This is a genomic window from Streptomyces hygroscopicus (genome assembly GCF_026168105.1).
Taxonomy (GTDB): domain Bacteria; phylum Actinomycetota; class Actinomycetes; order Streptomycetales; family Streptomycetaceae; genus Streptomyces; species Streptomyces hygroscopicus_D.
The window spans coordinates 260192-271285 of the sequence record NZ_LBMW01000006.1 but is presented as its reverse complement, the minus strand read 5'-3'; the positions used below and the strand labels follow the sequence as shown (position 1 = coordinate 271285).

Genomic DNA, 11094 nt, shown 5'->3' with positions numbered 1-11094 from the left:
CGCCCAGTGCCGCGCAGGGCCCCGCCCGGCGTGCGGCACCCGCCCAGTGCCGCGCGCAGTGTCCCGCCAGGTGCGGCGCACGGCACCCGCCCAGTGCCGCGCAGGGCCCCGCCCGGCGTGCGGCACCCGCCCAGTGCCGCGCGCAGTGTCCCGCCAGGTGCGGCGCACGGCACCCGCCGGGTTCTGCGTGGAGTGTCCTGCCAGGTGCTGTGCGGGGCGCCCGCGCAGGGTGGCGCACGGCGCCCCACCGAGTGCTGCGTGGGGTTCACGCCGGATGCTGTGCGGGCGCGGTGCCAGATGCTGCGCGGGGGTACGGTGCCGGATGCGTCGCCATGCTGCCCGGGAGCACGGAGCCGGGCGATGCGGGGGCACGGCACGGCACCGGGTGTTGCCCGAAGTGAGGCGCCCGGTGCCGCCCGAGGGCAGAATGCCGGGCGATCCACCACGCGCCCCCCGAGGGCAGAATGCCGGGCGGTCCACCACGTGCTGCCCGGGGAAGCGGTGCCGCACACCGCGCGAGCGCTGCCAGAAGACCGAAATGCACTACCGCCCGAAGCGCCACGCCGGACGCTGCCCAGGACGAGGCGCCCAGTGCTACCCGGAGCGCCACGCCGGACGCTGCCCAGGACGAGGCGCCCAGTGCTACCCGGAGCGCCACGCCGGACGCTGCCCCGAGTGAGGCGCCGGGCGCTACCCGCAGCATGGCCCCGGACCTACCCGAAACACGGCCCGGTGATACCCGAAGCGAGGCGCCGGACGCTGCCCGAAGTGGGACACCGGGTGCCTCAAACGCCGCAGGGCACCGGTGCCCTGAAGACCGGTGCCCTGAAGACCACGCGGGCGGGCGCGAAACGAAACCCCGCCCGCCCGGAGGAGTTATCGGCGCGCAACCCCTTCGGCCCGCGCCGCGGCCGCGACGGCGGCCGTCACCGCGGGTGCCACCCGCTCGTCGAAGGGGGACGGGATCACATAGTCGGCCGCCAGGTCGTCCCCGACGACCGCCGCGAGCGCCTCGGCCGCCGCGATCTTCATCCCCTCCGTGATCCGGGAGGCCCGCACCTGCAGCGCGCCCGCGAAGATCCCGGGGAAGGCCAGCACGTTGTTGATCTGGTTCGGGAAGTCGGAGCGCCCGGTCGCCACCACGGACGCGTACTTGTGCGCGACGTCCGGGTGCACCTCGGGGTTCGGGTTGGCCATCGCGAAGACGAAGGCACCCTCCGCCATCGACGCCACGGCCTTCTCCGGCACCGTACCGCCGGAGACACCGATGAAGACGTCGGCGCCCGCGAGGGCGTGCTCCAGCGAGCCGCTCAGTCCCGCCTTGTTCGTGAACCCGGCGACTTCCCGCTTGACCGGCGTCAGATCGTCCCGGTCGCCCGACACGATGCCCTTGCGGTCCGCGACCGCGACATCGCCGATGCCGGCTTCCACCAGCATCTTCGCGATCGCCACCCCGGCAGCGCCGGCGCCCGAGATGACCGCCCGCAGGTCGCCGAGGCCCCTGCCGGTCAGCCGCGCGGCATTGCGCAGGGCCGCCAGCGTCACCACGGCCGTACCGTGCTGGTCGTCGTGGAAGACCGGGATGTCCAGCCGCTCCTGGAGCCTGCGCTCGATCTCGAAGCACCGCGGCGCCGAGATGTCCTCCAGGTTGACGCCGCCGAAGGAGGGCGCGAGCCGGACCACGGTCTCCACGATCTCGTCCACGTCCGTGCAGTCCAGGGCGATCGGGACCGCGTCCACCCCGCCGAACTGCTTGAACAGGATCGCCTTGCCCTCCATCACCGGGAGGGAGGCCTCGGGGCCGATGTCGCCGAGTCCGAGCACTGCCGTGCCGTCCGTCACCACGGCGACGACCGACGACTTCCATGTGTAGTCGTGCACCAGCTCCGGCTGCTCCGCGATGGCGGTGCACACCCGGGCGACGCCGGGCGTGTACGCAAGGGACAGGTCGTCCTTGTCGCGGACCGGCACGGTGGCCTGCACGGCCATCTTGCCGCCGCGGTGCAGCGCAAACGCCGGATCGAAGGAATCGTGGGGCTCGACCCCGCCGTCCTGATCCGTACTGCTGTCGCTGCGAGGATTGACGATCTCCGCTGCCACTGTGTTGTACCCCTTAGGTATTCATAGGTTGAGGGTGACCACTCCTGGTTGAGGGGTGGGCGGGCACCGCGCATGGCCCTGATGAACTGATGCGTACGGGCACATACGCGACGGGCGCGCCGCACACGCGCCCTGAGCCCCGGATGAGGGGTTAAGGAACCTTCTTACCGGACGGATGGTGTCCGGGACGAGTCCATAACACGAAGGTCACACGCCGGTGAGATGACTCATGGTCGAAAATGGGGACAAGTCCCCAAGAGGCCCTCTCCCGGTCACGCGGACCACAGTGCGATCAACCACATCGTGAGGTGCACCGAAGATCTTCCGGTCGGAAGGAATGCTTCCCGCACAAGGTCCGGCCTTGATCGGCCATCCGAGGCGGTTCGGAGCGGTTCGGGGGTTACCCGTTATCCGATTTTGACATAGCAAGTCCCCTGAATGCCTGAGTCCGAATGGCAAGATGCCTCAATCACACGAGGCCGCCACACCCGATGGTGTGTGTTCTCGTCGACCCATCGGCACAACTCATTCGCCGGAGGAACCCATCATGACCGCACGCTCCACCCGTCGCACGACCGCCATGCGCTCCCGGATAGCCGCGGTCGGCGCCGTCGCGGTCGCGGGCACCCTGCTGCTCACCGGCTGTGGTGACCAGACGAAGAACAACAGCAACGGCTCCGGCAGCGCCGCAGCCGCCCCGCTGGCGGACAAGCTGCCGGCGTCCATCCGCCAGGCCGGCGTCATCAAGGTCGGTTCGGACATCGCCTACGCGCCGGTCGAATTCAAGGACGGCTCGGGCGCGACGGTCGGTGTCGACCCGGACATCGCGGCCGCCCTGGGCAAGGAGCTCGGGGTGAAGTTCGACTTCCAGAACGGCACCTTCGACACCCTGATCACCGGTCTGCGTTCCAAGCGGTACGACATCGCGATGTCCGCCATGACCGACACCAAGGACCGCCAGCAGGGCATCGACTCGACCACCGGCAAGAAGGTCGGCGAGGGCGTCGACTTCGTCGACTACTTCACCGCCGGTGTCTCGATCTACACCCCGAAGGGCAAGGACCAGGGCATCAAGACCTGGTCGGACCTGTGCGGCAAGAAGATCGTGGTGCAGCGCGGCACCGTCTCCGAGGACCTCGCCAAGTCCGAGTCGAAGAAGTGCACGGGCGGCAAGACGATCTCGATGGAGTCCTTCGACAACGACCAGCAGGCCCAGACCCGTCTGCGGGCGGGCGGTGCCGACGCCGGTTCGTCCGACTTCCCGGTCGCCGCGTACGCGGTGAAGACCTCGGGCGGCGGCAAGGACTTCCAGCTCGTCGGCGAGCAGGTCCAGGCGGCCCCGTACGGCATCGCGGTCGCCAAGTCCAACACGCAGCTGCGGGACGCCCTTCAGGCCGCTCTCAACGCGATCATCAAGAGCGGCGAGTACGACAAGATCGTGAAGAAGTGGGGCGTCGATGCCGGCGCCGTGACGGCCGCCTCCATCAACGGCGGCAAGTGACCGCGGGCTGCGGGCACTGAAAGGCACCAGCTGTGACTGTTGACATCGACAAGACGGCAGGCCCGGCGGATGTGCCCCCGGCCGGACCGGAGGCCATCAGGGCCATCCCGGTCCGGCACTACGGGCGGTGGGTCTCGGCAGTCGTCGCGATCGCCCTCCTGGTCGCGATCGTCTACGCGTTCTCCCAAGGCAAGATCAACTGGGGCGCGATCCCCGACTACTTCTTCGACGACCGCGTCCTCCAGGGCGTCGGCAAGACCCTCATGCTGACGGTGCTGTCGATGCTGATCGGTGTCGTCGGCGGCATCCTGCTCGCGGTGATGCGCCTGTCGAAGAACCCGGTGACCTCGTCCATCGCGTGGTTCTACATCTGGTTCTTCCGCGGCACCCCGGTCCTCGTGCAGCTGGTGGTCTGGTTCAACCTCGGCCTGGTCTTCACGTACATCGACCTGGGTCCGATCTACAAGGACTACTGGTCCAGCTTCATGACGCCGCTGCTCACGGCGCTGCTGGGCCTCGGCCTGAACGAGGCCGCGTACATGGCCGAGATCTGCCGCGCCGGTCTGCTCTCGGTCGACGAGGGCCAGACCGAGGCAGCCCACGCGCTGGGCATGAGCCACGGCAAGACCCTGCGCCGGATCATCATCCCGCAGGCGATGCGCGTGATCGTGCCGCCGACGGGCAACGAGGTCATCAACATGCTGAAGACGACCTCGCTGGTCTCCGTCGTCCAGTACTCGGAACTGTTCCGCGTCGCCCAGGACATCGGCCAGACCTCCGGTGCCCCGGCGGAGATGCTCTTCCTCGCCGCCGCCTGGTACCTGCTGCTGACCTCGGTCTTCAGCGTCGGTCAGTTCTACCTCGAGCGCTACTACGCCCGGGGCTCCAGCCGCCAGCTGCCGCCCACCCCGTGGCAGAAGGTCAGGGCGAACGTGCTCTCCCTGTCGGGCCGGAAGGGGGTCACGGCATGACCGAGAAGACCGTCAAGGACAATGGCTCCGGCACGCTCATGGTGAAGGCGGAGGGCGTCCACAAGTCCTTCGGCCCGGTCCAGGTGCTCAAGGGCATCGACCTGGAGGTGAAGGCCGGCGAGGTGTTCTGCCTCATCGGTCCCTCCGGCTCCGGCAAGTCGACCTTCCTGCGGTGCATCAACCACCTCGAGAAGATCAACGCCGGGCGGCTCTACGTCGACGGCGAGCTGGTCGGCTACCGGCAGCACGGCGACAAGCTCTACGAGCTGCGCGACCGCGAAGTCGCCCTGAAGCGCCGTGACATCGGCATGGTCTTCCAGCGCTTCAACCTGTTCCCGCACATGACGGCCGTCGAGAACGTCATGGAGGCGCCGGTCCAGGTGAAGGGGGCGAGCAGGGCGCAGTCCAAGGAGCGGGCGATACAGCTCCTGGAGCGCGTGGGCCTGGCCGACAAGGCGGGCAGCTACCCCTCGCAGCTCTCCGGCGGCCAGCAGCAGCGCGTCGCCATCGCCCGCGCTCTCGCGATGGATCCGAAGCTGATGCTGTTCGACGAGCCGACCTCGGCCCTCGACCCGGAACTGGTCGGCGACGTCCTCGACGTCATGCGCGACCTTGCCGAGTCCGGCATGACGATGGTCGTCGTCACCCACGAGATGGGCTTCGCCCGTGAGGTGGGCGACTCGCTCGTCTTCATGGACGGCGGTGTGGTGGTCGAGTCCGGCCATCCGCGCGAGGTGCTGACGAACCCCCAGCACGAGCGCACCAAGTCGTTTCTGTCAAAGGTTCTGTAGTTCTGCAGAACTGTAGCTCTGCAGAACTGTAGCTCTGCCGTTCTGTGGTTCTGTATTGCCTCGGGCAGCAGAGCGTGGGCCCCATGTCCTCGGACATGGGGCCCACGCCGCTTCCGTCGCCGCCCGCGGTGCTACTTGAGCGCGAGCAGCAGTGTGTCCGAGGGTGAACACCACACCGGGCGGGCCTCGGCAAAGCCCTTCTCGCGCAGCACACGCGCGTGCCACTGGGCGGAGGGCATGTCGCCGTCGGCGTGCTCGCCGTAGATCTCGAAGCGGCGCGCCGTCGGCTCGGCGAGGACCGGGTCCTGGGCGGCGAGCTGCCACCACTCGGCCCAGTCGACGGCGCCGTTGGCCCTGGCCTGATCCATACGGGCGTGACGCCGGGCGCGCTCGGCCGCGTTGATCCGGGGCGTGGACTCGTCGATCATGTGGTCCGCGTTCATGAAGACACCGCCGTCGCGGACGAGTTCCGCGACCCGACCGTAGAGGGCCGCGAGGGGTTCGCTGTGCAGCCAGTGCAGGGCCGTGGCCGTCAGGACGGCGTCGTAGGACTCGTACGGCAGCCGCGTGAACCAGTCGGGATCCTTCAGGTCTGCGGTGACGAACGAGACGCGGTCGTCGGCCTGGAAGGTGCCCCGGGCGATGGTGAGCAGCGCGGGGTCGAGGTCGACGCCGGTGCAGGTGGCCTTGGGCAGGCGGGTGAGGAGCCGGGCCGTGATGGTGCCGGTGCCACAGGCGAGGTCGAGCACGCGCGGTTCGGGCCCGACGAGAGCCTCGACCATGTCGAGCATGATCCGGAAGCGGTCCTCGCGGTCCGGCATGTACCACTCCTGCTGCCGGTCCCAGCTCTCCTGCCAGGCCCTCCAGTCGGTGCCCGCCGCGGATCCGGTCGTGGTGGTCATTCAAAGCCCCCTTCTTCACTGCACCGCGTAATACCCTGTAAGCACAGTCATCTGTTACGTAACCGCACCCCGACGATAGAGCGCCCCCGTAAGGACTACAAGTGGAACTGGCCTATTACTCGGATTACGCCGTACGTCTCGTGAACAGCGAGGAACCGGCCCGGGGCAAGGACTCGCTCACCTCGGTGGAGGCCGTCCGCGACCTCTTCGGGGGCAACCAGTCGGCGGCGCGGCGCGCCACCGACGCCGACGTGACGCGGTTCCGCTCGGTCCGGGCCCGGCTGCGCTCGGTCTTCGAGGCGGCGGACACGGACGACGAGACGCTCGCGGTGGACCTGCTGAACTCCCTGCTCCTGGAGTTTCCGGTGAGCCCGCAGATCTCCGGGCACGACCACCGGGACGATGACGGCCGCCCGCTGTGGCACATGCACCTCGCGGATCATCCGTCGAACGCGACCGCGGGCTACGCGGCGATCGCCGCGATGGGGCTCGCCTTCCACCTCACGGAATACGGCGTGGACCGCCTCGGCCTGTGCGAGGCGGCGCCCTGCCGCAACGCCTATCTCGACACCTCGACGAACCGCTCCCGGCGCTACTGCTCGGACCGCTGCGCCACGCGCGCGAACGTGGCCGCCTACCGTGCCCGCAAGCGCCTCGAGGCGGACCGGTCGGTGAGCACGGGACGGGCGGCGGCCAGCGCCCAGCGCACCAGCGCGAAGGGCGAGCGCTGACCCTCCTTGAGCGGCCGGTAGCGCAGCCACACCTTCCCGAGGACGAGCTCGTCGGGGACGGTGCCGTAGTCGGTGCTGTCCCCGCCCGCGTACGGATTGTCACCGAGCACCCACCAGCCGCCCTCGCGCAGCTCCACGGCACGCTTGACGACCAGCAGGTCCTGCTGGAAGGGGTGCCGCAGGACGATGACGTCGCCCGGCCGAACGCGCGCCCCGTACTGGACGAGCAGCCGGTCCCCGTGGTGCAGCGTGGGCACCATGGACGGCCCCGTCACCTCCGCTGCCCCGAACGGCAGCAAGGCCTTCGTGCGCTCGGTCTCCTGCGACAGCTCCGGCATCACCGGCACCTCCCCGGTCCGATCCTCCACCAGTCCCAGTCTCACCCCGGACTTTTGACGTAAGCCCATGGGGGCACTCGCGAAAACCCCTCCCCCACGGAGTAATGTCCCACCTGAGAAGACGATCACGAGGAAGGACAGCTTCATGCTCTCCCGCCTGTTTGCCCCCAAGGTCAAGGTCAGCGCCCACTGCGACCTGCCCTGTGGCGTCTACGACCCGGCCCAGGCCCGCATCGAGGCGGAGTCGGTGAAGGCCGTGCAGGAGAAGATGGCCGCCAATGACGACCCGCACTTCCAGGCTCGCGCCACCGTCATCAAGGAGCAGCGCGCCGAGCTCGCCAAGCACCACGTCTCGGTGCTGTGGAGCGACTACTTCAAGGCCCCGCACTTCGAGAAGTACCCGGAGCTGCACCAGTTGGTCAATGACACCCTGAAGGCCCTTTCGGCCGCCAAGGCGTCGACGGACCCGGCGACGGGCCAGAAGGCGCTGGACTACATCGCCCAGATCGACAAGATCTTCTGGGAGACCAAGAAGGCCTGATCTTCGATCATGCTGCTTGACCTGCGATTTCTTCGGTCGCTTGGTCTACTTGTCCGCACCCGGTCCGCGGGCCGCCGAGAACGGCGTCCCTGGCGGTCCGGGTGCGGTCTTCTTTGCCCGGCCACAGGTGGGCGTGGATCCGCGGCTTTGCCCGGCCACACGTGGGCGTAGATCCGCGGCGTGATGGCGGCGGACGCGTGGCCGAGGACGAGCTGGGCCGAGGACGAGCTGGAGAGCATCCCGTACGCGATCCGCCTCGCCGAGGCGTGAGAGGAGTCCGACGGTGGCTGAAGACCTGTCCGCGGTGGCGCGCTTCCTGTACGAGGCGGGGACGCTGAAGCAGACCAGGCGAACCGGCTGGTGGATGGCCGGCGTACGCGACCCGGAGTCGGTGGCGGAGCACTCCTGGCGCACCGCTCTCCTTGCGACGATCATTGCGAAGCTCGAAGGCGCCGATCCCGCACGGGCCGCATATCTCGCGGTGTGGCACGACTCGCAGGAGACCCGAACCGGTGACGTGAACCACCTGGGCAAGAAGTACGCCCAGCAGGCGGACCCTCAAGCGGTCACCGCCGACCAGGTCGCCGGTATGCCCGAGATCCTGGCCTCGGCCCTGCGGGAACTCGTCGCCGAGTACGAGGCGAAGGAATCCGCCGAGGCGATCTGTGCGCGGGACGCCGACAAACTGGAATGCATGATCCAGGGCATCGAGTACAAGGCCCAGGGCTACGAGAACGCACAGCGGTGGATCGACAACAGCCGCGGCCGACTCATCACGAAGTCGGCCGGCGAACTCGCCGATGCCGTGCTGGCGACCGGGTCTCTGGACTGGTTGCGCAAAGCCCTTGGAGAGAAGCAGACCTGACGACCTGGCACCGGACCATTACCGGCAGGCCGCCTATTTCCGTGTGGTTCAAGCAGCTCACTGCCGTCAATGCCCGGCGTGCCCTCGTCATGCCCCTTTCCGCGCGCCCCTCCAGACACGGCAGTACCCCTCCCCGAGGGGACCGCCCAGGAGGTCGAGGACCTCGTACGCCGCGGCGCACAGCGGGGCCGGGTCCGCGTCCTCGGCGACGGAAAGGCGGGCGTCGAGGAGGGCGCGGCCCAGAACCGGGTCGGCGGCCGTCGGACGACGCGGGAGCCACTTGCCGCCGCCCCGCCAGGCGCGCCGGTGGCCCATCAGCAGGGCGGCCGCCGAGGCCAGCACCTGGTCCGCGACGGCAAGTTGCTCATGGCGGTCGTCGGCATCGGCCAGATCGTCCAGCAAGTCGGTGAGCGGGGCGGCGGCTGAAGGTCCATGCGGGGCATGGTGCCAGCGGCGGCCACCGGTCCGCCTCGCGCTTTTCGGATCTGCACGCGCCTTCGACCAGCCGGTTTCTTCTCGTCGGCATGCTCACCACCCCCGTGAAACCGAGGCGAAACCGCGCAGAAGGCGCCCGCCCGCACGCTCTCCCCATGACCACGACACGACACGCGATCACAGCGAGCGGGCTGCGGAAGGCATACGGCGCCCACGTCGTCCTCGACGGGCTCGACCTGGCCGTCGCCGAGGGCACCGTCTACGCGCTCCTCGGCCCCAACGGCGCCGGAAAGACCACCACCGTGCAGATCCTGTCGACGCTCTCCGCCGCCGACACCGGAGACATCAGGGTCGGCGGGCACGACCCCGTCCGCGATCCCCGCGCCGTGCGCGCGCAGATCGGTGTCACGGGACAGTTCGCGGCCGTCGACGGGAAGCTCACCGGTGAGGAGAACCTGCTCCTCATGGCCGACCTCCACCACCTCGGCAAGCGGGAGGGGCGCCGCCGCACCACCGAGCTGCTCGAACGGTTCGGCCTCACCGACGCGGCCTCGAAGCTCCCCTCGGCCTACTCCGGCGGTATGCGGCGGCGCCTCGACCTCGCCATGACCCTGGTCGGCGAGCCCCGCATCATCTTCCTCGACGAGCCGACGACGGGCCTGGATCCGCGCAGCCGCCACGCGATGTGGCAGATCGTGCGCGAGCTGGTCGCCGACGGGGTCACCGTCTTTCTCTCCACCCAGTACCTGGAGGAGGCCGACCAGCTCGCCGACCGCATCGGCGTCCTCAACGAGGGGCGGCTCGTCGCGGAGGGCACCGCCGACGAGCTCAAGCGGCTCGTGCCCGGCGGCCATGTGCGCCTGCGCTTCGAGGACCCGGCCGCCTACGAACGCGCCACCCGCGCGCTCACCGGCATGACCCACGACGACGAGGCGCTCACGCTGCAGATCCCCAGCGACGGCAGCACCCGGGAGCTGAAGGCTCTCCTCGACTGGCTCGAGGTCGAGTCGATCGAGGCGGAGCGCCTGACCGTGCACACCCCGGACCTCGACGACGTGTTCTTCGCCCTCACGACCGAACCCTCCGGCGCACCGCACTCCGCCGAAGCCTCCGCCGCACAGAAAGCGACCCTCCGATGAGCACCTTCTCCTATGCCGTCGCCGACTCGGCGACCATGCTGCGCCGCAACCTCAAGCACGCGGTGCGCTACCCGTCGATGACCATCCCCGTCGTCGCGATCCCGGTCGTCATGCTGCTGCTGTTCGTGTACGTCTTCGGGAACGCCCTCGGCGCCGGCGTCGGCCCCGGCGCCCACGGTCACTACGTCGACTACGTGGCGCCCGGCATCATCCTCATGGCGACGACCTACGGATCCATCTCGGTCGCGGTGTCCGTCTGCGCCGACATGACCGAGGGCATCGTCAACCGCTTCCGTACGCTGTCGATCTCCCGCGCCGCCGTCCTGAACGGCCATGTCCTCGGCGGTGTCATCCAGACCCTGCTGAGCGTCGTCCTGGTCGTCGGCGCCGCCCTGCTCACCGGATTCCGCCCGCACGCCACAGCCCTCGACTGGCTCGCCACGGCCGGCCTGCTGACCCTGGTCGTCGTCGCGCTGACGTGGCTCGCGGCGGCCATGGGCCTGCGGGCCAAGACCGTGGAGGCGGCCAGCAACGCGCCCTTCCCGCTGACCTTCCTGCCCTTCCTCGGCAGCGCGATCGTCCCGACGGACTCCATGCCCACGGCGGTCCGCTGGTTCGCCGAGTACCAGCCCTTCACCCCGATCACCGACACCCTGCGGGGCCTGCTGATGGGCACGGAGATCGGCAACAGCGGGATCATCGCGGTCGCGTGGTGCCTCGGCCTCACCGTCCTCGGCTACTTCAGGGCGCGCTCGGCCTACGACAAGGCGTGAACGGCAA

Annotated in this window: 12 protein-coding genes; 8 read left to right on the top strand and 4 right to left on the bottom strand. The window is 69.3% G+C overall.

The features are described 5' to 3' along the window. Positions 1-876: 876 nt before the first annotated feature. Positions 877-2100: an NAD(P)-dependent malic enzyme gene (locus AAW14_RS09585; RefSeq protein WP_265561982.1), complete on the bottom strand. Its 1224-nt coding sequence runs from the start codon at positions 2098-2100 to the stop codon at positions 877-879. Positions 2101-2647: 547 nt separating this feature from the next. Between AAW14_RS09585 and AAW14_RS09580 the strand changes: the two genes are divergently transcribed. Genes AAW14_RS09580 through AAW14_RS09570 form a run of 3 tightly spaced genes read left to right on the top strand, consistent with a single transcriptional unit; the run spans position 2648 to position 5363 of the window. Then, on the top strand, positions 2648-3601 hold the full coding sequence (locus tag AAW14_RS09580; protein ID WP_265561980.1) for an ABC transporter substrate-binding protein: 954 nt from the start codon (positions 2648-2650) through the stop codon (positions 3599-3601). Positions 3602-3633: 32 nt separating this feature from the next. Then, positions 3634-4572, top strand: a complete 939-nt coding sequence (locus tag AAW14_RS09575) for an amino acid ABC transporter permease (RefSeq protein ID WP_265561978.1) — start codon at positions 3634-3636, stop codon at positions 4570-4572. Between the two features lie 38 nt (positions 4573-4610). Further along, positions 4611-5363 carry an amino acid ABC transporter ATP-binding protein gene (locus AAW14_RS09570; protein ID WP_265562028.1) on the top strand — a complete coding sequence of 251 codons (753 nt, stop codon included), beginning with the start codon at positions 4611-4613 and terminating at the stop codon, positions 5361-5363. A gap of 131 nt (positions 5364-5494) precedes the next feature. Here the strand turns inward: AAW14_RS09570 and AAW14_RS09565 are convergent, their stop codons facing one another. Beyond that, positions 5495-6265, bottom strand: coding sequence for a class I SAM-dependent methyltransferase (locus AAW14_RS09565; protein ID WP_265561976.1), 771 nt, complete (start codon positions 6263-6265; stop codon positions 5495-5497). A 101-nt stretch (positions 6266-6366) separates the two neighbouring features. Between AAW14_RS09565 and AAW14_RS09560 the strand changes: the two genes are divergently transcribed. Next, positions 6367-6996, top strand: a complete 630-nt coding sequence (locus AAW14_RS09560; protein ID WP_265561974.1) for a CGNR zinc finger domain-containing protein — start codon at positions 6367-6369, stop codon at positions 6994-6996. On the opposite strand, the gene sodX is transcribed toward AAW14_RS09560, so the two are convergent. Further along, the gene (sodX, locus tag AAW14_RS09555) at positions 6900-7334 is read right to left on the bottom strand and encodes a nickel-type superoxide dismutase maturation protease (protein ID WP_265562026.1); all 435 of its coding nucleotides are present in this window, start codon (positions 7332-7334) and stop codon (positions 6900-6902) included. The two genes, AAW14_RS09560 and sodX, sit on opposite strands and share 97 nt — an antisense overlap. 145 nt (positions 7335-7479) lie before the next feature. Between sodX and sodN the strand changes: the two genes are divergently transcribed. After that, a complete protein-coding gene (gene sodN, locus AAW14_RS09550; protein ID WP_100828187.1) occupies positions 7480-7875 on the top strand; it encodes a superoxide dismutase, Ni in 396 nt (131 codons plus the stop codon). A gap of 283 nt (positions 7876-8158) precedes the next feature. Further along, a complete protein-coding gene (locus AAW14_RS09545) occupies positions 8159-8740 on the top strand; it encodes an HD domain-containing protein (RefSeq protein WP_265561971.1) in 582 nt (193 codons plus the stop codon). Between the two features lie 87 nt (positions 8741-8827). Here the strand turns inward: AAW14_RS09545 and AAW14_RS09540 are convergent, their stop codons facing one another. Beyond that, positions 8828-9142 carry a hypothetical protein gene (locus tag AAW14_RS09540; protein WP_322741036.1) on the bottom strand — a complete coding sequence of 105 codons (315 nt, stop codon included), beginning with the start codon at positions 9140-9142 and terminating at the stop codon, positions 8828-8830. Positions 9143-9330: 188 nt separating this feature from the next. On the opposite strand from AAW14_RS09540, the gene AAW14_RS09535 reads away from it, so the two are divergent. Then, on the top strand, positions 9331-10314 hold the full coding sequence (locus AAW14_RS09535; protein WP_265561970.1) for an ABC transporter ATP-binding protein: 984 nt from the start codon (positions 9331-9333) through the stop codon (positions 10312-10314). Then, positions 10311-11087, top strand: coding sequence for an ABC transporter permease (locus tag AAW14_RS09530; RefSeq protein WP_265561968.1), 777 nt, complete (start codon positions 10311-10313; stop codon positions 11085-11087). Before AAW14_RS09535 ends, AAW14_RS09530 begins: the two co-directional genes overlap by 4 nt. Positions 11088-11094 lie beyond the last annotated feature (7 nt).

What these genes read in the sequence shown, in the direction of transcription:
- AAW14_RS09530 (WP_265561968.1), top strand. Translation starts at nt 10,311, where the DNA reads ATGAGCACCTTCTCCTATGCCGTCGCCGACTCGGCGACCATGCTGCGC.
- sodN (WP_100828187.1), top strand. Translation starts at nt 7,480, where the DNA reads ATGCTCTCCCGCCTGTTTGCCCCCAAGGTCAAGGTCAGCGCCCACTGC.
- AAW14_RS09580 (WP_265561980.1), top strand. Translation starts at nt 2,648, where the DNA reads ATGACCGCACGCTCCACCCGTCGCACGACCGCCATGCGCTCCCGGATA.
- AAW14_RS09535 (WP_265561970.1), top strand. Translation starts at nt 9,331, where the DNA reads ATGACCACGACACGACACGCGATCACAGCGAGCGGGCTGCGGAAGGCA.
- AAW14_RS09570 (WP_265562028.1), top strand. Translation starts at nt 4,611, where the DNA reads ATGGTGAAGGCGGAGGGCGTCCACAAGTCCTTCGGCCCGGTCCAGGTG.
- AAW14_RS09565 (WP_265561976.1), bottom strand. Translation starts at nt 6,265, where the DNA reads ATGACCACCACGACCGGATCCGCGGCGGGCACCGACTGGAGGGCCTGG.
- sodX (WP_265562026.1), bottom strand. Translation starts at nt 7,334, where the DNA reads ATGCCGGAGCTGTCGCAGGAGACCGAGCGCACGAAGGCCTTGCTGCCG.